The 21,822-nt window shown below is 47.4% G+C and carries 20 protein-coding genes; 14 read left to right on the forward strand and 6 right to left on the reverse strand.

All coding sequences use genetic code 11. The features are described from left to right. Positions 1–47 precede the first annotated feature (47 nt). The 10 genes from ccmA to B5D35_RS04580 all read left to right on the forward strand — a co-directional run bounded on the left by ccmA (position 48) and on the right by B5D35_RS04580 (position 7,891). Complete coding sequence (ccmA, locus tag B5D35_RS04535; RefSeq protein WP_078751405.1) at positions 48–662, forward strand: cytochrome c biogenesis heme-transporting ATPase CcmA; 615 nt, start codon at positions 48–50, stop codon at positions 660–662. Continuing rightward, positions 662–1,330, forward strand: coding sequence for a heme exporter protein CcmB (ccmB, locus tag B5D35_RS04540; RefSeq protein ID WP_078751406.1), 669 nt, complete (start codon positions 662–664; stop codon positions 1,328–1,330). The genes ccmA and ccmB overlap by 1 nt, the downstream gene beginning before the upstream one ends. Positions 1,331–1,361: 31 nt before the next feature. Beyond that, a complete protein-coding gene (locus tag B5D35_RS04545) occupies positions 1,362–2,099 on the forward strand; it encodes a heme ABC transporter permease (protein ID WP_078751407.1) in 738 nt (245 codons plus the stop codon). A 2-nt stretch (positions 2,100–2,101) separates the two neighbouring features. Next, the gene (gene ccmD / locus B5D35_RS04550) at positions 2,102–2,308 is read left to right on the forward strand and encodes a heme exporter protein CcmD (protein ID WP_078751408.1); all 207 of its coding nucleotides are present in this window, start codon (positions 2,102–2,104) and stop codon (positions 2,306–2,308) included. Further along, complete coding sequence (gene ccmE, locus B5D35_RS04555) at positions 2,305–2,787, forward strand: cytochrome c maturation protein CcmE (RefSeq protein WP_078751409.1); 483 nt, start codon at positions 2,305–2,307, stop codon at positions 2,785–2,787. Before ccmD ends, ccmE begins: the two co-directional genes overlap by 4 nt. Beyond that, positions 2,787–4,763, forward strand: a complete 1,977-nt coding sequence (locus B5D35_RS04560; protein WP_078751410.1) for a heme lyase CcmF/NrfE family subunit — start codon at positions 2,787–2,789, stop codon at positions 4,761–4,763. Before ccmE ends, B5D35_RS04560 begins: the two co-directional genes overlap by 1 nt. 2 nt (positions 4,764–4,765) lie before the next feature. Next, entirely contained in the window at positions 4,766–5,323 is a 558-nt protein-coding gene (locus B5D35_RS04565; RefSeq protein ID WP_078751411.1) for a DsbE family thiol:disulfide interchange protein, read from the forward strand. Further along, complete coding sequence (locus tag B5D35_RS04570; RefSeq protein WP_078751454.1) at positions 5,323–5,817, forward strand: cytochrome c-type biogenesis protein; 495 nt, start codon at positions 5,323–5,325, stop codon at positions 5,815–5,817. Before B5D35_RS04565 ends, B5D35_RS04570 begins: the two co-directional genes overlap by 1 nt. Further along, positions 5,814–7,028 carry a c-type cytochrome biogenesis protein CcmI gene (ccmI, locus tag B5D35_RS04575; protein ID WP_078751412.1) on the forward strand — a complete coding sequence of 405 codons (1,215 nt, stop codon included), beginning with the start codon at positions 5,814–5,816 and terminating at the stop codon, positions 7,026–7,028. Before B5D35_RS04570 ends, ccmI begins: the two co-directional genes overlap by 4 nt. 74 nt (positions 7,029–7,102) lie before the next feature. Further along, complete coding sequence (locus tag B5D35_RS04580) at positions 7,103–7,891, forward strand: MlaA family lipoprotein (protein ID WP_078751413.1); 789 nt, start codon at positions 7,103–7,105, stop codon at positions 7,889–7,891. A gap of 74 nt (positions 7,892–7,965) precedes the next feature. Here the strand turns inward: B5D35_RS04580 and B5D35_RS04585 are convergent, their stop codons facing one another. The 4 genes from B5D35_RS04585 to B5D35_RS04600 all read right to left on the reverse strand — a co-directional run bounded on the left by B5D35_RS04585 (position 7,966) and on the right by B5D35_RS04600 (position 12,362). Further along, positions 7,966–9,264: an outer membrane protein transport protein gene (locus B5D35_RS04585; protein WP_078751414.1), complete on the reverse strand. Its 1,299-nt coding sequence runs from the start codon at positions 9,262–9,264 to the stop codon at positions 7,966–7,968. 323 nt (positions 9,265–9,587) lie between these two features. Next, entirely contained in the window at positions 9,588–10,856 is a 1,269-nt protein-coding gene (locus B5D35_RS04590; protein WP_078751415.1) for an outer membrane protein transport protein, read from the reverse strand. A gap of 221 nt (positions 10,857–11,077) precedes the next feature. Beyond that, on the reverse strand, positions 11,078–11,800 hold the full coding sequence (locus B5D35_RS04595) for a DUF3379 family protein (protein ID WP_078751416.1): 723 nt from the start codon (positions 11,798–11,800) through the stop codon (positions 11,078–11,080). Next, entirely contained in the window at positions 11,787–12,362 is a 576-nt protein-coding gene (locus tag B5D35_RS04600) for a sigma-70 family RNA polymerase sigma factor (RefSeq protein WP_078751417.1), read from the reverse strand. Before B5D35_RS04600 ends, B5D35_RS04595 begins: the two co-directional genes overlap by 14 nt. A gap of 705 nt (positions 12,363–13,067) precedes the next feature. Here B5D35_RS04600 and fadI point away from each other — a divergent pair. Together fadI and fadJ are read left to right on the forward strand one after the other, a co-directional pair. Then, positions 13,068–14,378: an acetyl-CoA C-acyltransferase FadI gene (gene fadI / locus B5D35_RS04605; RefSeq protein ID WP_078751418.1), complete on the forward strand. Its 1,311-nt coding sequence runs from the start codon at positions 13,068–13,070 to the stop codon at positions 14,376–14,378. After that, the gene (fadJ, locus tag B5D35_RS04610; protein WP_078751419.1) at positions 14,378–16,501 is read left to right on the forward strand and encodes a fatty acid oxidation complex subunit alpha FadJ; all 2,124 of its coding nucleotides are present in this window, start codon (positions 14,378–14,380) and stop codon (positions 16,499–16,501) included. The genes fadI and fadJ overlap by 1 nt, the downstream gene beginning before the upstream one ends. Positions 16,502–16,616: 115 nt before the next feature. Here the strand turns inward: fadJ and B5D35_RS04615 are convergent, their stop codons facing one another. Then, positions 16,617–19,388, reverse strand: a complete 2,772-nt coding sequence (locus B5D35_RS04615; RefSeq protein WP_078751420.1) for an insulinase family protein — start codon at positions 19,386–19,388, stop codon at positions 16,617–16,619. Between the two features lie 135 nt (positions 19,389–19,523). Between B5D35_RS04615 and sixA the strand changes: the two genes are divergently transcribed. Then, positions 19,524–20,015, forward strand: a complete 492-nt coding sequence (sixA, locus tag B5D35_RS04620) for a phosphohistidine phosphatase SixA (RefSeq protein ID WP_078751421.1) — start codon at positions 19,524–19,526, stop codon at positions 20,013–20,015. A 95-nt stretch (positions 20,016–20,110) separates the two neighbouring features. Here sixA and smrB read toward each other — a convergent pair whose 3' ends face one another. After that, positions 20,111–20,641, reverse strand: coding sequence for an endonuclease SmrB (smrB, locus tag B5D35_RS04625; RefSeq protein ID WP_078751422.1), 531 nt, complete (start codon positions 20,639–20,641; stop codon positions 20,111–20,113). A 133-nt stretch (positions 20,642–20,774) separates the two neighbouring features. Between smrB and prmB the strand changes: the two genes are divergently transcribed. Further along, positions 20,775–21,707: a 50S ribosomal protein L3 N(5)-glutamine methyltransferase gene (gene prmB / locus B5D35_RS04630; RefSeq protein ID WP_078751455.1), complete on the forward strand. Its 933-nt coding sequence runs from the start codon at positions 20,775–20,777 to the stop codon at positions 21,705–21,707. Positions 21,708–21,822 lie beyond the last annotated feature (115 nt).

Below are 21,822 nucleotides of genomic sequence, written 5' to 3' on the forward strand. Positions count from 1 at the left end.
ATTATCGGGCGAAATTTTCATTACTTTATCTGGAAACCAGATTTCTCATGCTTGAAGTGCGTCAACTCAGCTGTATTCGTGATGAGCGGGTATTGTTTGAAGACCTCAATTTTACGATTTCGTCTGGCGATCTCGTTCAAATTGAAGGTCCGAATGGAGCAGGAAAAACAACCCTTTTACGCATTATAGCGGGGTTGGGGTTGGCGGAGTCAGGCGACGTCATGTGGCATGGGCAGAATGTAAATCGTGCGAGAGAAGACTTCTATAGTGACTTACTCTTTTTAGGCCACAGTACCGGAGTCAAGCGAGAGCTAACAGCATACGAAAACCTTGCCTTTTACCAAAAAATGCATGGGAACGCTGACAAAGACAAATTATGGGATGCATTGGCCCGCGTTGGCCTAGCCGGTAGAGAAGATGTCGCTGCGGCACAATTGTCTGCGGGTCAGAACCGGCGGGTAGCCTTAGCAAGGCTGTGGATCAGTGAGGCTAAACTATGGGTGCTGGATGAGCCATTGACAGCCATCGATAAACAAGGCGTGAAGGTATTGGAAAACCTGTTTCAGCAACATGTAGATAATGGTGGGATGGTGCTCTTTACCACGCACCAGGATATGTTCGTCGACAACGCGAATTTACGCCGTATTAAGTTGGGGGCGTAATGGGTACCGCTACTTTTTCGATGATCCAACGCGAGCTTCTTATCGCCTATCGTAGGCAATCTGACATGATGAACCCTCTTTGGTTTTTCATTATTGTCATCACGCTGTTTCCTTTGGGCGTTGGACCTGGACCAAACCTGTTGGCGGAGATTGCGCCGGGGATTATCTGGGTTGCAGCGCTACTTGCCGCGGTGGTTTCGTTAGAGCGTTTATTTCGAGATGATTTCGCGGACGGCTCATTGGAGCAAATGCTGTTAATGCCAGAACCTTTGTCTGTTTTGGTTTTTGCGAAAATTGTCGCGCATTGGCTGTTAACTGGGTTGCCGTTACTGATCATTAGCCCGTTGTTAGCTGTATTGCTTTCATTAGATTGGGAAGCGTACAAAGCGGTTGTATTAACCTTGTTGCTGGGTACACCAACGCTGAGTTTTTTAGGGTCAATTGGTGTCGCATTGACAGTAGGGTTGAGAAAAGGCGGCGTATTGCTAAGCCTTCTGGTTCTACCTTTATTTATTCCGGTTTTAATCTTCGCAACATCAGCGATAGATATGGCCGCAAGTGGTTTTGCGATCAATGGGCAGTTAGCGATTTTAGGCGCACTGCTGGTTGGATCGGCAACGTTGTCTCCTTTCGCAGTGTCTGCAGCACTGAGAGTCAGCGTGCAATGATGTTTAATTTTAACTAAGAGCGATATTTGCAATGTGGAAGTGGCTTCATCCTTATGCTAAGCCTGAGGCAACCTATCAGCTGTGTAATAAACTGCTGCCTTGGTTCGCTATCTTGGCGTTAGCGTCTTTAATCACAGGGACGGTTTGGGGGTTAGCGTTTGCGCCTTCTGATTACCAGCAAGGAGATAGCTTTAGAATCATTTATATCCATGTTCCCGCGGCTATTTGGTCCATGGGCGCCTACATGTCCATGGCAATTGCTGCTTTCATTGGTTTGGTTTGGCAGATAAAAACGTCTGATTGGGCTGCTGCGGCAATGGCACCTGTTGGTGCAGTCTTTACCTTTATCGCACTGGTAACTGGCGCCATTTGGGGTAAACCGATGTGGGGCGCTTGGTGGGTATGGGATGCACGTTTAACGTCAGAACTCATTTTGCTGTTCCTGTATCTGGGTGTCATTGCACTTTACAACGCGTTTGATGATGAGCGTACAGCAGGCAGAGCTGCAGGTATTTTGGCCCTAGTGGGTGTTATTAACCTCCCTATTATTCATTTCTCAGTGGAGTGGTGGAATACCCTGCATCAAGGCGCAACGATCACGAAGTTTGCTAAACCGTCGATCGCGAATGACATGCTTTGGCCATTGCTATTGAACATTCTGGGTTTTGCGCTGTTCTTTGGCACATTGACCTTGCTGGGATTGAAAAACAAAATTCTGCAACGTGAAGCCCATCGTCCTTGGGTACGTGAATTGGTGGAGCGAGCATAAAAATGCATTTTTCTTCTTTTCCTGAATTTCTAGCAATGGGTGGTTATGGCTCTTATGTTTGGTGGGCCTTTGGTATTACCTTAGTGTCGATGCTTTGGTTAGTGGTGTCCGCGCTTTTAACCCGTCGAAAACTCTTCCAAGAGATAAAGAATAAAGTAGCCCGAGAGCAGCGAATTAAAAAAGCTGAAAATATGGAGAACACGTTATGAATCCAAGACGCAAGAAACGACTAGGGCTCGCGTTAGCTCTGTTGTTTGGTGTAGGCGCCACACTGGGTTTGGTGTTATACGCACTGAACCAAAATATGGATTTGTTCTACACCCCAACTGAATTAGTGAATGGTAAGCCAGACGGCTCTAAGCCAGAAGTTGGTCAGCGCCTGAGAATCGGTGGTATGGTTGTGGCAGATTCTGTCCATCGTGACCCTGAATCGTTGAAAGTCACGTTTAAAGTGGCAGACATTGGTCCGCAGGTAACGGTGGAATTTGACGGCATTCTTCCGGATCTATTTCGTGAAGGACAAGGTATCGTTGCTCAAGGTGAGCTGATTGATGCGACTACAGTGCGTGCTCATGAAGTGCTGGCAAAGCATGATGAAGAATACATGCCACCTGAAGTTGCTGAAGCAATGAGTAAGGAGCACACGCCGCTTGAATACACTGAACAGCAAAAACAGGGTAGTTACTAATGATTGCTGAACTGGGGCACTTTGCTCTGATTATCTCTCTTGGTTTCTCCGTGCTGCTGAGCATTTATCCGCTTTGGGGTGCTCAAATCGGAAACCAAGCTATGATGCGCTCCGCGCGTCCGCTCTCCATCGGCATGTTCTTGATGATACTGCTGTCATTCATCGCGTTGAGCTGGGCGTTTTACGCCAATGATTTCACCGTCTCCTACGTGGCAAGTAACTCAAACAGTGCACTGCCTTGGTATTATCGACTGACTGCTGTTTGGGGCGCTCATGAAGGGTCACTGCTGCTTTGGGTGTTGATCCAAGCTGGCTGGACGGTTGCTGTTGCGGTATTTAGCCGTGGTATGCCGTTAGAGTCCGTTGCTCGCGTACTTGCCGTTATGGGGATGATAGGTGTTGGCTTCTTGCTGTTTATCATCCTGACGTCAAACCCGTTTGAGCGCACTTTGCCTTACTTCCCTGTTGATGGTCGAGATCTTAATCCTCTTCTTCAAGATCCCGGACTGATTGTTCATCCGCCAATGCTCTATATGGGCTATGTTGGTTTCTCTGTCGCATTTGCATTCGCTATTGCGTCTTTGATGGCTGGACGCTTGGATACTGCGTGGGCGCGTTGGTCTCGCCCTTGGACAATAGCCGCTTGGGTATTTCTTACAATTGGTATCGCACTGGGCTCTTGGTGGGCGTACTACGAGCTTGGCTGGGGCGGTTGGTGGTTCTGGGATCCCGTAGAAAACGCCTCTTTCATGCCTTGGTTGGCAGGTACAGCGCTGATGCACTCGTTAGCGGTTACTGAGAAGCGTGGCACGTTTAAAGCGTGGACCGTACTGCTGGCGATTTCTGCTTTCTCTTTGAGTTTGTTAGGTACTTTCCTCGTCCGTTCGGGGGTACTGGTTTCTGTGCATGCGTTTGCATCAGACCCGACACGTGGTTTGTTCATTCTGGCGTTCCTGGTTGCGGTAATCGGCGGCTCTTTGCTGCTGTATGCGCTACGTGCGTCTGAAGTGCGTGTTCGTGGTAACTTTGAATTAGTCTCTCGTGAAAACGCGCTGCTGGCGAATAATCTTCTGCTGGTGGCTGCGCTGATTGTTGTTCTGTTGGGAACATTGTTGCCATTGGTTCACAAGCAATTGGGCTTAGGCTCGGTGTCTATTGGTGAACCGTTCTTCAACCTGTTGTTTACGTGGTTGTCTGTTCCCTTTGTTTTCTTACTGGGTATTGGTCCGTTGATCCGCTGGAAACGTGACAATCTGGGTAAAGTGAAAAAAGAACTGATTTCGAGTGGCGTAGTTTCAGTGGTTCTGGGTGTTGCGCTAGTGTGGTTCTTCACTGACACCTTTATGCCACTGGCCGCATTGGGTGCCGTGATGGGCCTTTGGGTCATTATTACGCAATCTATCGAAGTGTATCAGCGTGCTACGCATCGCCATGATTTTGTAACTGGATTGGGTAAACTGGGTCGCAGTCACTGGGCAATGGTGTTAGGACACATTGGTTTAGCTGTTTCGATTCTGGGTATTGCCATGGTGCAAAACTATGACATCGAACGTGATGTGAAAATGGCACCGGGCGAGCGTATTGTATTGCAAGGCTACGAGTTCCATTTTGCAGGCGTTCGCGACAAAGATGGCCCTAACTACGATGGTTACATCGCTGATTTTGACATTTATCGCAACAACAAACGCGTGAATACACTGCATGCCGAAAAACGTTTTTATAACGTTCAACGCTCCATGATGACAGAAGCAGCTATCGACCGTGGTATCACGCGAGACCTCTATGTCGCGATGGGCGAACGATTGTCGGATGGTTCATGGGCTGTACGTATTTACTACAAACCATTCATTCGTTGGATTTGGTTAGGTGCAGTGTTTATGTCTATTGGTGGTTTGCTTGCGATGTCTGATAAGCGTTACCGTTTCCGTCAAAAATCGAAGTCGGTGGAGTCTGCCGAACCTGTGAAGGAGGTTTAAAGGTGAAAAAACCTTTACTCTTCGTGCCGTTAGTACTGTTTATGGCACTGGTTGCTGTTTTCTTTGTACAGCTAGGTAAAAACGCAGAAGGCGATGACCCAACTAAGTTGGAATCGGTATTAGTTGGTAAACAGGTGCCCGAGTTTCGTCTGGAAGACTTAACCGAAGCTGGCAAGCTTTATGACCAGAGCATTTTTCGTGGTCAGCCATTGTTGCTTAACGTTTGGGCGACTTGGTGTCCAACCTGTTATGCCGAGCATACGTATCTAAATGAACTGGCTGCCAGTGGCGTCAAAATCATCGGTCTGAACTACAAAGACGACCGCGTAAAAGCGATTGGCTGGTTGAACAATTTGGGCAATCCATACCTGATTAGCTTGTTCGACGGTAATGGCATGCTGGGTTTAGATCTGGGTGTATATGGGGCGCCTGAAACATTTCTTATCGATGCCAATGGTGTGATTCGCTACCGCCACGCAGGTGATGTTAACGATCGTAATTGGAATGATACGTTGCGTCCGATTTATGATCAGATGATGGCGGAGGCAAAGCAAGAATGATGAAGCGATTCTATTTAGCCACGCTTTTGGCTTTATGCGCCGCTTTTACGGCGACAGCAGCCATCGAAGTCTATGAGTTTGACTCACCCGCTCAGGAAGAAGCATTTAATAAACTGGGTAAAGAACTTCGATGCCCGAAATGCCAGAACAATAACATTGCCGATTCAAATGCAGGCCTTGCGCAAGACCTTCGTCTGAAAGTCTATGAAATGCTAAAAGACGGTAAGAATGAAGACGAGATTGTGGACTACATGATTGCCCGCTACGGCAACTTTGTGACCTATGATCCACCCTTGTCTGCATCGACGCTCATCTTGTGGGTGGGACCGCTGTTGTTCGTCATCATTGGATTTACGGTTTTGGTGGCACGCAGCCGAAACCCCAAGGCGGCGGAACAAAGAGCAGCTTTAGACGGTGAAGAGCAAGCGCGCTTGGCAGCACTGCTTGGTGAAGATGATGTCACTAACGAAAAAAATAAGGACAACAACGGATGAGTGAAATGTGGTTCTGGCTGGTGACAGCCTTAATGGTTCTCGCGTCTGTTGCTGTGTTTGTTGTGCCAATTCTTCGCGGTAAAGCGCAGGATGAAGCAGCAAGCCGAGACGAACTGAATAAAGCGTTCTTCCGCGATCGTATGGCTGAACTGGACGAAGAAGCGGAAGAAGGCCTTGTTGATAACCAAAAAGAACTGGCGGTAGAGCTTCAGCAATCTCTGCTTGATGACATCCCGGACAGTGCTAAAACTGTATCGAGTAACAAGGTATCTCCAGTGGTACTCGTACCCGGTGTGCTCGTGCTCATCTTTTTGAGTTATGGCTTATATGGCGTCATGGGAAATCAGCATAATGTGACAGAGTGGCAGGATGTTTCCTCCCGTTTGCCGGAGCTGTCTTCACGACTGATGTCTGACAGTGAAGAGCCGATGACAGATAAGGAAATGAATGATCTAACCTTGTCGCTGCGTACCAAGCTTCATCAAACGCCTGATGATGCGATGGGATGGCTACTGCTGGGACGTATTGGTCTAGCGAATCGTGATGTTCAAACGGCTGAAGGCGCGATGGCGAAAGCGTACGACCTTCTTCCAAATGATACAGATATCAAGCTGGGATATGCTCAGACATTAATGCTCACTGGCGATGAAGCGAACGTAGCGAATGCACGTAATCTCCTACGTGACGTGATTCGCGAAGACCATGCGAATCTTCAAGCCTTTTCTTTGTTGGCGTTTGAAGCATTTGAGCGTGGTGCTTATGAGGAAGCGATTGCTGCATGGTCAACCATGAAGCAGCTGCTGCCAGCCAACGATCCTCGTGTCAGTATGCTCGATCGCAGCATTGAACGCGCACAGGCGCATGTTGGTGCTGTTCCTGGTCAATCGGTGTCGGTCAATATTCAGCTAGAAGACGGCGTTAAATTACCTGAGCAGGGTGTATTGATTGTTTCAGTTCATTCGGCAGATGGGGCACCGATGCCAGTTGCAGCGAAGCGTCTTCCTTTGAGTCGCTTCCCTCTTGAAGTTGAACTGACTGACGTCGATAGCATGATCCCAGAGCGTCTGCTGTCTTCTCTGCCAGAAGTTATCGTGAAAGCGCGTATTGATAATGATGGTAACGTGATGACTAAAGATGGCGACTGGTTTGGTGAAACATCCCCATTTAAGATGGGTGGTGCATCACAGATCGTGATTAACCAACAGTATTAAGTGTTTTATACTTTGGGTAAATGGATAAGGCTGGAGGATTCCAGCCTTCTTTTTAGTTAGGAACGAATATCGGTATGTGGAAAGAGCTAGTCATTGCAGTCGGACTTGTTATTGGACTTAGTGGGTGTGCGCAAACTCCTGAAGAAACAGTAGATGATGCAGAAACGAATGCCGAACTTGGTATTGAGCACCCGAGCGACCCGTTTGAAGGCTTCAATCGAGAGATGTGGGCCATCAACTACGACTATCTTGACCCATATATTGCACGTCCAGTATCCATCGCGTATGTCAATTATGTTCCCAGCTTTGCCCGTACCGGTATCTCTAACTTTATCAGCAACCTTGAAGAACCAGCGAGCGTGGTGAATAGCCTTGTCATGTTAGAAGGTGAGGCGGCATTAACACATTTTAACCGTTTCTGGATCAATACCGTGTTTGGTGTGGCAGGTTTGATAGACATTGCATCGGCAGCAGATATTCAAAAACTGGATGAGCGTCAATTTGGTGATGCGATGGGGTATTACGATATTGGTCAAGGACCGTATTTCATGATCCCTGTCTATGGCCCATTGACAGTGCGTGAAGGCGTAGGTGATATGGTTGATGATCTTTATCCGCCACTTTCACTGCTGACGTTACCGCAATCCATATTGAAGTGGGCGTTTGATGGTATGGAAAGCCGCGCAGCGCTCGTCCCGCAAGAAGCGATTCTTGACAATTCTCCTGATCCCTATGCGTTTACACGCGATGCTTACCTTCAGAATAAAGCGTTTCGGGCACAGGGCAGTGATGCCGTAATAGAAGATGATCATGATGAAGATGAGTTTGATGACGCCTTGCTCGATGAGATAGACGATTATTAGCGACGAATCGCAGACGATAAAAAACGCCACCCTTTGGGTGGCGTTTTCGATTCTATCTAAAACGAGATAACCTTTTAGAAGCGGTACGTAGCTTGTACACCTGCCAGCCACACATTACCGGTCGTCTGGCCTTTGAAAGGACCGCCAAACGGTACAGACGCGTTGTCAGAGTCGATACCCGGGCGAGGCTCTTGAACATTCGCGTCTTTCGCGTGGACGTATGTGATACCTGTATCTAGCGTCAAGTTTTTAGAGTACTGGTAACCTGCACCAACGCTGAACCATAGGCGATCAGTTTCTGGAATAGTTATTGTACGGTTTGCGTCGCTGACAGCAGAGGTGTCGTATGCTACGCCAGTACGAAACTCTACTTTTTCATTTACTGAGTAAGTTGCACCTACTGCAAAACGGTAGTTGTCTTCCCAGTTTTCTTGCTTAACCAACTGCGTTGGTACTTTAAGCGAAGGAATATTGGCTTCCAGTTTTTCGAACGTGCTCCAATCTGTCCAGTTAACGCTCGCGTGAACAGCCAGTTTATCAGTCAGTTGATGGAAGCTGGCGATTTCAGCTGTTGCTGGAAGTGTTAGTTCCATGCTGCCGCCATAGTTCACCATATTAAAAATGTTCTTGTTACCGCTGTATAGGTTAAATGCCAAGCCTTTAGCGTGACCTTCTAGGTTCAAATCAACTTCAGAGCGGTAGTTAAAACCAATGCGGTTATCTTCGTTGATTTGCCAAGCAGCACCCGCCTGCCAACCGAAACTGGTGTCGTCACCTTCCATGTACTTCAGGGTCATGCCATTGGTTAGCTTGCCAGAGCTTTTGGCTCCAATGCTGCCTTCACCCAATACAAGGCGCACGCCACCACCCACAGAGAATTTTTCGTTAATGAGGTAGGCGATATTTGGGTTAATTTCCATGGTCATTACAGACGCTTCGTTGCCAAACTGCGTGCCTCTAAAGCTGTCATCCAGTTTAGTGTGCATGCCGAAGTTAGAGCTTAGTGCGAGACCCAAGTAAACCTTGTCATTCAATTGGTGTGACAGGTAGAAATTAGGTACTACAGCTGAATCTGCGAAGTCTTTCGAACTGGTAGCTTCACCCGTAGTAGTAATCATACCGTCAACATCTACATTTGGATCAACGTAGATCATACCCGTCGACACTTGGGTACCAGAAAGGTAGGTCAACATGGCTGGGTTGCGAAATTGTGCGGCGGCATTGTCTGCCATTGCGGCTTCACCCGCGTAGGCGCGGCCAAGGCCTGTTGCAGAGTATTCTGCCAATTGGAATCCAGCTGCGTTTACAGTGGTAGAAGAGAGAGAGCCAAGGGCCGCAGCAATCGCCAGTGGTAAATATTTATTCTTGTTCATAGTCATTTGATTGAGTTTTTGGAGCCGTATAGGGTACTGAGCAAAAACTCTAAATCAAAATTGATACACGACACACAAACTTATTTAGTTGTATGTATCGTAAAATCTATATTAGGTAGTCATATACACCATATAAGTGCGTGCTATTTACACGTGTAAGCTGAGTTTCAGCGAACACGTGTAATAAAATACCCGCCGAGATCTATCCATTTGTTCGCTGAAACGAGCCGGGTTTATGGGCTTTCATAGAATATGGTTGGAAATTCAGCGAACAAAAAAGGGAGCTTTAAGCTCCCTTTTCGGACTGTAAACAGACGTAGTGATTAGAAGGTGCGGCTGTACTGCAGACCCATTAGGATAGCATTCGCTTGGGTAGTCGCAGTAACAGATGACAGGTCTTTGCCTCCCAACGGGTTAGGTGTAGTTTCAGATACTGAAACTTCTTTGCCCATCAGGTAAGTAAAGCCGAAGTCGATAGACGACTTCTGATCCAGATGGTAGGTCAAACCTGCAGATAGCCACTGGCGATCTGAGTCTGGTACAGAAATTGAAGTGCGCTGATCTTGTGCACTGGTGTCATACATATAGCCAGCACGTAGCGTCCAGTCATTGTTCAGGTAGTAGGTACCACCAATACTGTAGTGCCAACCATCCTGCCAGCCGTAATCTTTGTTGTATTCGCCAGTTAGCACTGAATCTTGTAGGTTGTTAAAACCAATTTGGTCGAATGCGCCCCAACCGATGTATTGGACGCTGTAGTGAACCGCAAATTTGGTGTCTTTAATTTTGTGGTAACCAGAGAATTCTGCGATATCTGGTAGCGGTAGCGTGATGGTTTGGCCTTTGTCGTCTTCTGCTTCGAATTCTGGGCTGTAACGGTAAGAGAAGCCAAAACGGTTGTTTTCGTCCAGTTCGAATACGGTACCTACGTTGAAACCAATAGCTGTGCCAGTTGCGCCATCAACGTTTAGAAGATCTTTACCACCGACTAGCCCAACTTTGTTACTAGCGGTGCGTTTCATTGTGCCTTGACCGTAAATTAGGTCTAGACCTGCACCAAAGCTCCATTGATCATTCAGACGGTAAGAGCCTGCAACGCCAAGGTTGAAGCTCATAACATCGGTCAAGCCACCAAATTCAGATGCAACGTAATCGTCTGAAAATTCAGTTTTCGTACCGAAGTTTGAATAGGCGTTGATGCCTACGGCAAATTTTTCGTTCAGCGGCATAATAAAGTGAACATTTGGTGCAATGGAGGTGCCGCCGACATCGTCGGTATCTGCTACAGAGGTTTTAGCTGCACCGACCCACTCACATGCGGTACCGCAATATTCTGCATCTTTTACGTCGATCATTGTGGTGATGCTTTCAAAACCGATAGAGAATGCTTTCTCGTCGAACAGTGCCATTGCAGCAGGGTTACGCGCCATAACTGCAGCGTTATCAGCGATAACTGCGTCACCAGCAAACGCACGACCGATACCTGTCGCCGATTGGGCATTTAACTGAAAGCCAGCAGCCAGTGCTGACGTGGAGCTCGCTGCAACAGCAATCGCCACTGCTGAACGAATAAACAGACGCTTCTTATTCATAATGTGAATTAATCCGATTGATTTTCTAATATTTATTTATTTTTTAGTGCTTTTCGAAAAGCTGGCCGGATTCTATTGTGAAGGTAGTTAATTGGAAATCTGACCAGTTACAACACACCGTCCCGAAAATGCAACAAGATGCGTCAATTAGGCGTAATTTAAAGGAAAAAAAACAGGGAACGTAAGTTCCCTGCCAAATTGTAATGAAATATGTCTTTGGGCTAGGCTTTCTGGTTGAGATGTTTTGTTAGTTCTTTTGCTAACGGCATGATGCTTGATCCTTCTTTACCCACCACAATCACGCTGCTGTTATTGGCAGGCAGCGAAACCGCTTCCATGTTGCCATCTGTGTATTTTTCCATTGCAGGGGAGCGCTGGGGCACGACGAAAACAGTAAAGTCTTCGCCACTCTCTGATTGCAATACCATATGCACAGCATGGCGGTCATCAAAGCTGCAATGATTTAAATACGACACTTGGCCGGGTAATGCACCGTTGAACGTTTCCCCGAGCGGAGATAGTTTGGCATTAACCTGTTGGATCGTTGCACCCTCAAAAATATCCTGCGTAAAACCGTGCTCATTGTAATAGTGTTGTAGTGCAATCTGTCCCAGATTTTGATTTGTCGTACCAGTAGGTAGGGTCTGCCAGTTAAACTGCCCAAGCATAATGCCAAAAACAAAGGCGACAGAAGCGGCAATGGCCAAATGGAATTTAGGCTTGCGGTTTTCACGGATCACATCGCTGGTTTGTTTAAACAGTATTTTATCAACAAGATCATCGGGCACATCGATGCGAAGAGCCTGATCTATCATGGCATCCATCTGCTCTAATTCAGCAGCGAGTTTTTGATTCGCGGATGATTCAAGCTTCGCGGCGGAAATTTCCGGGTCTCTGTCTTGAGGATCCGCCAGTAGACGGCGGCGAAATTCAAGCTCGTCCATTTTGCGCTCCCCTTTGAGGTTGAGTTTGATTGTCCATATATTCTTTTAGTTGGTTTCTGGCCCTAAACAATCTTGTCATTACGGTGTTCTTGTTTAGGTCAAGGATCTCTGCAATTTCTTCGCCGCTAAAACCTGCGACCACTTGAAGTACCAAGGGCTCTCGGTATTCAGGTGCTAGACGCATGATTTGCTTGTGAAGCCATTGCTGTTCGACCGAGGCTTCTTCACTAGGCTGGGTAGTGTCAGCGACCTGATGGTCATCAATATCCACCAATTCGAGTTGTTTACGTTCAAATCGGCGTGCATTTTCTCGGCGAAGTATGGTGATTAGCCATGCTTTCGCTGCATTATCATCTTGAAGGCTATCAAGCGAACGCCATGCACGCAGACAGGTTTCCTGCACCAAATCTTCTGCAACGTGCTGATCTTTTGTCAGCCAGTAAGCATACCGATAAAGGTCTCTGTGCCAGGCTCTCACGAGCGCTTCGTATCGTCTTTGTTTCTCCATATTATTAGAGACCTGAGACGTTGAGGTTTTCTTTCCAAAAAAATTTAAAACCATTCCGCTCTTCCTGAAAGTCTGGCTTTCTAATGTTAGTTACACATGTATATGCTGTTACTTATCATGATGAGTAACAAGGTGAAAATGCGCAAATAACGCGGTATTACAATCGCATTTTTATCGATGAGACAAAGTGCAAAACAGCGAAGTAACGCAACAATATTCATATTAATTTAGTCAAATCACTGCATATGAGTACTGTTTCTCTTCGATTCTCCTTAACTTCAGAAGAATCGGACATAAAATTGATCTGCTTCAAAAATGCATCGCCTTCAATGGGTATAGTAGGCACTGTCATCTGGTGGAGCGCCCATTCAGTTTGTTGGTTTACCAAACTGTTTGAGAACGACACCGTGTTGAGCAAGATGACAAACTTCCTTTTTGAAGGCTGACTTTACTTTCTCCTCAGGTTTTATAACCTGATTTGCAATTGGCTTTATGTTAATTGAATTAAATACGTAATTGCTTTCCACATACGTTACCACACCCATTCGGTGTGGTTTTTTTTTGTGTGAAATTTGTCAAGCTAACCTTCTACCTCGCTTCGCTAATATGTTAGTCGATGACTTAACCCTCCCAATCAATGTCTAAAAGTGTCGGTATGGTCAATTTTTGTTTTTGATAATTGATTAAAACGATCGTTTTAATTTGATAACAAATTAGCTACACTTCCCTGGTCTGACCTCTAACATGCAAGGAGCAGCAATGAACTCTCCCCAAAACCTGACAACCCGTCAGGGAGAACGCATCGCCATCGTCGCAGGATTGCGTACACCTTTCGCCCGACAGTCAACTGTGTATGCCGATGTGCCTGCTGTCGATCTTGGGAAAATGGTGGTAAGCGAAATGCTTAATCGAACGGCCATCGATCCGCAATTGATCGATCAACTTGTGTTTGGCCAAGTTGTGCAAATGCCTGAAGCACCAAATATTGCGCGTGAAATTGTGCTTGGCACGGGCATGAATATCCATACGGACGCTTACAGCGTGAGTCGAGCGTGTGCGACCAGTTTTCAATCCGTGGTCAATGTGACGGAAAGTATCATGGCTGGTGCGGTAGATGTCGGTATTGCGGGTGGAGCAGATTCTTCTTCTGTGCTGCCTATCGGCGTGTCCAAACAATTGGCAGCGACCTTGCTTGCATTGAGTAAAGCTAAGACGTTGAGTAAGCGTTTAAAGCTTTTGTCTACCCTATCTTTGAAGGACTTAGCTCCCGTACCTCCTGCGGTTGCAGAATACTCAACAGGTTTGAGTATGGGTCAAACGGCCGAGCAAATGGTCAAATCACATCATATCAGCCGTGAAGACCAAGATGCCTTGGCGCATCGTTCTCATCTATTCGCTGCGAAAGCGTGGGCTGATGGCTTGGTTAGAGAGGAAGTGATGACTGCTTTCCCTGAGCCGTATAAACAGTGGATTGATAAAGACAACAATGTTCGTGATGACTCGTCGATGGAAACGTATGCCAAACTTCGTCCTGCCTTTGACCGAAAACACGGTTCTGTCACCGCAGCAAACAGCACGCCTCTGACTGATGGTGCAGCGGCAGTGATGCTGATGCGAGAGGGGCGGGCGAAAGAACTGGGTCTCCTGCCTCTTGGATACATACGTTCTTATGCATTTGCCGCTATTCAGGTGGAGCAAGACATGCTGATGGGACCGTCATACGCAACACCGCTTGCGTTGGATCGAGCGGGCATCACGCTCAACGATTTAACACTGATTGATATGCATGAAGCGTTTGCCGCTCAAGCACTTGCTAATGTGAAAATGTTTGGCTCTAAAACATTTGCAGAGCAAAAGCTGGGTCGTAGCCGTGCAATCGGCGAGATCGATATGGACAAATTCAATGTTCTTGGCGGTTCGATTGCCTATGGGCATCCTTTTGCTGCGACGGGTGCACGTATGATCACCCAGACGCTAAATGAGCTTCGTCGCCGTGGCGGTGGTTTGGCATTGAACACAGCATGTGCTGCGGGTGGTCTTGGTGCGGCAATGATTTTGGAGGTGGAGTAATGAACGAGCAAACCAAACCTACGGGGTCAGTTTTTTCGCTTCGCCATGGCGATCATGGCATTGCATGGCTGAGTGTCGATGTACCTGGTGAGAGCATGAATACCCTGCAAGCCAGTTTTGTCGATGAAATTGGCGCCATTCTGACGGAGCTGGAAGGTAATAAAGACATTAAAGGCATGGTGCTGTACTCAGCGAAACCTGACAATTTTGTCGCAGGCGCTGATGTACGAATGCTAGATGCCTGTAAAACAGCAGCAGATGCTCAAGCTATCGCAGAAGCAGGCCAACAGCTATTTTCCCGTTTGGAAAAGCTGCCGTTTCACGTTGTAGCCGCGATTCATGGCCCGTGCTTAGGTGGGGGGCTAGAACTGGCTTTAGCCTGTCATAGCCGTGTCGCAACGGACGACGACAAAACGCGCATTGGTTTGCCTGAAGTACAATTGGGCCTGTTACCGGGCTCCGGTGGCACTCAACGGCTTCCGCGTTTGATTGGCGTAGCCGGGTCGCTGGATATGATCCTGACGGGTAAACAGCTTCGGGCCAAGAAAGCGAAGAAAATGGGTGTGGTTGATGATGTGGTTCCCCAATCCGTTTTACTGAAAATTGCAGAAGAATTGGCGGGTAAGAACAAGCCCAAACGTAAGGGCTCTTGGCAAAGCTGGGCGATGGGAGGGAATGCACTCGGGCGCAGCGTTGTGTTTGATCAGGCCGCGAAGAAAACCCATCAGAAAACCCGCGGTAACTATCCCGCTACTGCAGCGATTCTTGATGTCATTAAACATGGCTTGGACAAAGGCGTAGAGAAAGGATTGGCGCTTGAGGCGAAGTGCTTTGGTGAGCTAGTCATGACCCCAGAATCTGCGGCATTGCGGAGCTTGTTTTTTGCAACGACAGCCATAAAAAAAGATGCGGGTGCAGATGTCGAACCTGCGGACGTCACCGGTGTTGCTGTATTAGGCGGCGGACTGATGGGGGCGGGCATTGCCAATGTCACTGCAACGAAAGCGAACGTACCAGTGCGCGTGAAAGATGTCAGCAATGATGGGCTTCTAAACGCCATGAACTACAGCTATAAATTGCTGGAAAAAAAGCGTAAACGTCGCATTATTTCTAAAGCAGAGCTTCAGTCACAGATGGGCCGAATTAGTGGTTCGATGGATTACACTGGCATGAATCGCTGTAATGTTGTGGTCGAGGCGGTGTTCGAAGATTTATCACTGAAACACAGCATGGTCGCGGAAGTGGAAGAGGCACTGTCTGACACCACTATTTTTGCCACGAATACCTCATCGCTACCTATTCATCAGATAGCGGAAGGTGCAAAACGTCCTGAGAATATTGTTGGCCTGCACTACTTTAGTCCGGTAGATAAAATGCCGCTGGTGGAAGTGATCCCTCATGAAGGTACGTCGGAGAAAACGATAGCGACGGTAGTGAAGTTGGCTAAGAAGCAAGGGAAAACACCGATTGTTGTTGCTGATAAAGCGGGTTTTTACGTTAACCGCATTCTTGCGCCTTACATGAATGAAGCTGCCTCTACGTTATTGGCGGGTGAATCTGTCGAGCATATCGACAACGCGTTGCTTGATTTTGGTTTCCCCGTGGGGCCAGTCACCTTGTTAGATGAAGTTGGGATTGATATCGGTGCCAAAATCAGTCCCATTTTATTAAACGAACTGGGTGAACGTTTTCGCGCACCAGATATGTTTGATGTGATGCTTAATGATGGTCGAAAAGGGCGTAAAAGTGGCAAAGGATTCTTTACCTACAACGGTAAAAAGAAAGACGTCGATAAGCGTGTTTATAGCCTGTTAGGTGTGGAACTGAAAAATCAGCTATCCGGCCATGAGCTGGCGATACGCTGCGTGCTCATGATGCTAAATGAAGCCGCACGTTGTCTGGATGAAGGCGTGGTCAGATCTGCACGTGATGGCGATATTGGCGCTGTGTTTGGTATTGGTTTCCCGCCGTTTCTTGGTGGTCCTTTCCGCTACATGGACCAAATTGGAGTTAAGCGAGTCGTGGAATTGCTTGAACAACACGAGGCCAAATATGGCGACAGATTTGCTCCCTGTGATCGTTTAAAAGCCATGGCCGCAGAAGGCAAACCGTTTTACGAATAGCCTCTTTCGTTTCAATGACAAACCCGGCGATATCGCCGGGTTTTCTTTTTCTGAATGGTACATGCCTCACATGGTGTGGTGTTGTCGGGTGTTTATCGATCACGCCATTGGGTAATTACACCCTTTCCAACCGATTTCGTCGAAACTCTGCGACTGAGGTGATCTCATTGGTACCTTCCAATGTGCATTGATCTGGGTGTGCCAAACCACAGCTGTGCATCACTAGGCGATCTGATGTGCGCGGTTTGAGTTGTTCCACAACAAACCTCACCATATCAGCGCGATCCATTTTTTTAATGGCATCGGCCACTTTTTTGCGTTGTTCAAAGTGTGTGTCTTTGTTACCAATACTGATCCACAGGCGTTGGCCGCGCGCGCGCAAATTGGCATCTGGCTCTTCAATCTGAGCAATCAGTCCTTGCTTACTGGCTTGCCATTGTGCGTCATTAAGCTCCAATAACACTAAGAAAAACGCATTGAGAAAATCATCGATGGCCTCCATCAGCTTCGTGGGCCCAACCTGCGGGGATTGGACGTAGAAGATCAACCCAGGGTGGCGATTGAGAGGCATATTTCCGGAACCAACCATATAGCCCAACTGCTGCTTGGTGCGTAATTCATTGAAGAAAATGGCAGACATCAAATGTTGTGCAAAGGTATACATGGCTACATCTTGCGGCTCACTGGTGTGGCTTTGGTAGTAAACGAGAACCGCAGAATCTTGTTGATTGCTGTCTAAGTGATACGACGCACTGCCTGCATTGTGCAAAAGCACAAGAGGGCGTGTGGATTCTTGGTATCGCTGGTCATTGACACGAAGCGCATGTTTAATGGCCTCGGCAAGTTGCAATGTTTGTTGTTGCCAATTGCCGTACACAAACATTTCAACATGCAACTCAGACATCACGCGGTGTACAAAGTCTGGGAGCGCGGACACCTGTAGCGGCTCTAACGCTTTAATCAGTTGTTCGTAAGGTGGGTTGTTAGGCTGAAGGATACCCGTCATCGCATTGTACAAACGGCTGATGGGCTTATTCTGCGTGGCGTTTTTCCATCCGCGTAACAACTGCGTTTTTATGATATCGAAACGCTCAGGTTTGAAATCACGCGTTGCAAACTTCTCCAAAACCAAATCCAGCAGTAACGGAAGTTTCTCGTTAAATCCACTTAGCTTGAGGGTAACACCACCTTGATGGGCATAGAGGTTGTAGCTCAAGCCAGCGACTTCCGCTGGATAAGCGGTTTCGTTGATGGCTTCAAGCAGCATTTCCACACTGACACGTGTTTTCACTATGTTCTCAACTGAGGACACTGCGTGGGGGCTGTCGATGGCCACATAGATGACACCTTTTGGAACGCGAAAATCATTGTCTTGCAGGTGCCACAATCTGAACCCTGGTAACTCTTGGATGAGTTCTGGTTTTTGTTGCTCTGGCGATTCAAGTTGCGCCGGGTCAATCTCATAGCTGATGAACGGATTTTGGTCAGGCAGTGACAATGCGGGCGATGTCAGCGTCGAACGCCATTTTTCAAGCTGCTGAGGTGTAAAAGGCTTAACGCTATACGGCGTGTCATACCATTTGGCTTGCTTGTCATATTTACCGCCTTTGGCGATCAACGTTAGCCTGAGATTATCGGGGATCAGATACCCCAGCATTCTTCTGATCAGGCTTTCGTCAAAAGTCTGCATCATATAATCACCATAAAGTACATCATCCGCGTCATAGTGCTGCAAATTGAGAACGATATGGCTGACAGTATCTAAAGGTCTTGATGGCTCTTGATAACGAAAAGCCATTTCTTGAACAGCGCGTTTTTCAGCATATCGCCATTCCGCTAGTCCTTTATCTTTGATGAGATTAATGGCCTGAAAAATATAGGTGACAATGTTGTCTACTTTCGACAAGCCGAGTTCCGTTAATCCAACGCTTACTGTGAACTCACGGAAGTTAGAACCGCTGATCCCGCCCCCTGCAGACAGGTTGTTGATATACCCCTTGCCCTTGAGGAGCGACATGACACTACCTGAACCTTCGTAACCCAGAAGGTGGGCGATATAGGACAACGGTTTGATCTTATAGAACTCGTCGGTCGATGGCATGGCAAACGCAAGCGTTAGTTTTCGGATATCTTTGAGTGGTTCAATCGCAATAAACTGCTGTAATTGTGCTTTGTCGGTAAACGGTACGTCAGGGATAAAGAGTGGCAAATCGAGATTGGGGATAGCGTCGAATGCTTCCCGAGCCAGATCTTCTAAAGAATCTAGCGTAAAAGGCCCGATAATGGAGGCTGCCATTAAATTGGCGCTGTAGTGACGTTGATAAAAAGCGATCAATTCGTCACGGATTGCACTGCCAGCACGATCGTTTAAGGTCTCTGCACTACCAACCGAAAATTTGGAGAAGGGATGCGCGGGGTTGATGGTTTCTTTCTGAACCTGATAAATACGCCTGACATCATCTTGAAGCTTGAGTTTGTATTCTGAATCGACGGCATTGCGCTCTTTGTCGACCGCATCGGCATTAAATAGTGGGGCGGTAAAAAACTGGCTGAATCGGTCCAGAGCTTCTTCAAAATGCGTGTGCTGAATATCGAAGAAAAAGGTGGTGTTTTCAGTGCCAGTCCACGCGTTGTTGCTGCCGCCGTGTCGACTGATAAAGGATTGAAACTCACCAACCACAGGGTATTTCTCTGTGCCTAGGAAAAGCATGTGCTCTAGAAAGTGCGCTAAGCCTTCTCGCTCTGTGGGATCACAAAAATGGCCGACATTAACCGTTAACGCGGCAGCACTGCGTGGCGCGTGTGCGTCTTCAATGAGTAAGACGCGTAAGCCGTTGTCGAGAGTGAGGTGGCGATAACCACGATGGTCGTTAGGACTGATTTGCACAAAGCACCTCCAGTGATGAGGTCTTAATTATGACTTTCTAATGAAACTGAGGCAAACATCTGTGCGGTTTATCGTTCCAGAATGGGCGTTTCACTGGTAGCATTATTTAGAATTTATTAAATCAGCAGTATTCCTATGCGAATTTATATTATGCGCCATGGTGAGGCGCAGTCCTTTGCCGCCACGGACGAAGAACGCGCGTTAACTGAGCGTGGAGAGCAACAATCCATTGAAATGGCTCGTTGGCTAGCCAATGAGCTGCCTAACGGTCAGTTGGATTTGGTGCTGGTTAGCCCTTATCTCAGGGCGCAGCAGACGTGGCAAGGGTGTTCTACGGTGTTGCCTAAGGCAAAACGCGTACTGACGGAAGAAGGGATCACGCCATACGGAGACAGCGGGCAAGTTGCTACGTATTTGCGTGCGTTGACAGAGGTGGAGACACCTGCGTCTATCTTGCTGGTTTCGCATTTGCCTTTGGTGGGGTATCTCACGGCGGAATTTGCGCCGGATATGCAACCGCCGATGTTCCCTACATCCTCTATCTCCTGTGTCGATTTTGACCCTGAAAGCGGCGCGAGTGAGGTACTGTGGTTGAAAACGCCAGGCCAATTGGAAAACTGCGCATAATCGAGACGAAAAAACGCCCTGAATGAATGGGCGTTTTTCGTTTTAGTGCGTTGGTTTTGAGAGTGCTGCTTTTGAAAGGGCTGGTGTCGCTGCGATTATTTTTCGGGGATCTCAATCAGTACCAATAACGCGCCGTCACCGCCAAATTCCAGCGGGGCTTGGTGGAATGCCAAAACATCAGGGTGCTGAGCAAGCCAAAGAGGGGTTTTCTGCTTTAGAATGTGCTTGCCGATACCATGCATGACACAGGCACAGCTGATGTCTTCTTTTATACAGGCAGCGATAAGTGCACCTAACTCGCGTTTGGCTTCCATTTGTGTCATGCCGTGAAGATCCAAAAACATATCGGGTACATAAACACCACGGCGAAGGCGTTTCACTTCATACTTCGACACACCAGTACGCGCATATTGCGTAGGACCGCCTTCTTTCAATAACGGTTCAAACTCATCAGAGAAATAGAATGTATGGTCTCTGACGGCCGAGTCTGAAAGCTTCTTCTTTGATTGTTCTGTTGTCTGGCGTCTTGGCGGAGTTATGGTATCCTGCTGCAGTTTTTTAACGCCTTTCACCGCATCGCGGAACAATGAGAATTCATCGTCTGGGATCGGGGTATTCTTGCTCATAAGTCAATTCCAAATGCTGATAGCTGCATTGTACTCAAAATACGCGCAATGTCTCGCTGTCGGATTTGGAATTGACCTAAGCAGGTACGCCGAAAGCGATGCGCTGGGGTGGTTCAGGCTTTTGGAGGCCATTTTGGATAAGATTATAGTTGATGAAGTTGTCAACGAATTGCGTACGCTGCAAGACATGCTGCGTTGGACGGTAAGTCGCTTTAATGCGGCAGGATTGTTTTACGGTCACGAAACGGACAACGCGTGGGATGAAGCGGTACAACTGGTATTGCCTACTTTGTATCTTCCTATTGATGTACCTGCCGATGTTCGCGAATCTCGTCTGACAACCAGCGAACGTCATCGCATTGTTGAACGCGTAGTTCGCCGTATTAACGAGCGTACTCCAGTGGCTTACCTGACGAATAAAGCGTACTTCTGTGATTTGGAGTTCTATGTTGACGAACGTGTGTTGGTGCCTCGTTCTCCCATCGGTGAATTAATCCAAAATCAATTCAGCCCAATGCTGTCAGTTGAACCTCAGCGTATTATGGATTTGTGTACGGGCAGCGGTTGTATTGGTATTGCTTGTGCTTACGCATTCCCAGACGCCGAGGTGGATCTGGTCGATATTTCTACCGATGCGCTGGAAGTGGCGGAAATGAACATTCAAGAGCACGGTCTGGAGCAACAAGTTTTCCCTATCCGTTCTGATTTGTTCCGCGATTTGCCTAAAGACAAATACGATCTGATCGTGTCTAACCCACCTTATGTGGATGAAGAAGACATGAACTCTCTGCCTGACGAATTCCGTCACGAGCCTGAACTGGGCTTGGCAGCAGGCAGTGATGGCCTGAAGCTGATGCGCCGCATTATTGCGAATGCGCCAAACTACCTGACAGAGCAAGGTGTGTTGATCTGTGAAGTAGGTAATTCCATGATTCATGTTGATGAGCAGTATCCTGATCTGCCGCTCACGTGGTTGGAATTTGAAAATGGCGGTCACGGTGTTTTCATGATGACTTACCAAGACTTGGTGAGCGTTGCTGATGAGTTTTCAATCTACAAAGACTGACTCAAATAGCTGACTGAGACGAAAAGGCCGAAAATAATCATTTCGGCCTTTTTCATTTTTTCCGGCGCTATTTCGGTGATATTCACTGCATTCACTCTTTTACACAAAGAGTTGG

This window comes from Enterovibrio nigricans DSM 22720 (assembly GCF_900167155.1).
Lineage (GTDB): Bacteria > Pseudomonadota > Gammaproteobacteria > Enterobacterales > Vibrionaceae > Enterovibrio > Enterovibrio nigricans.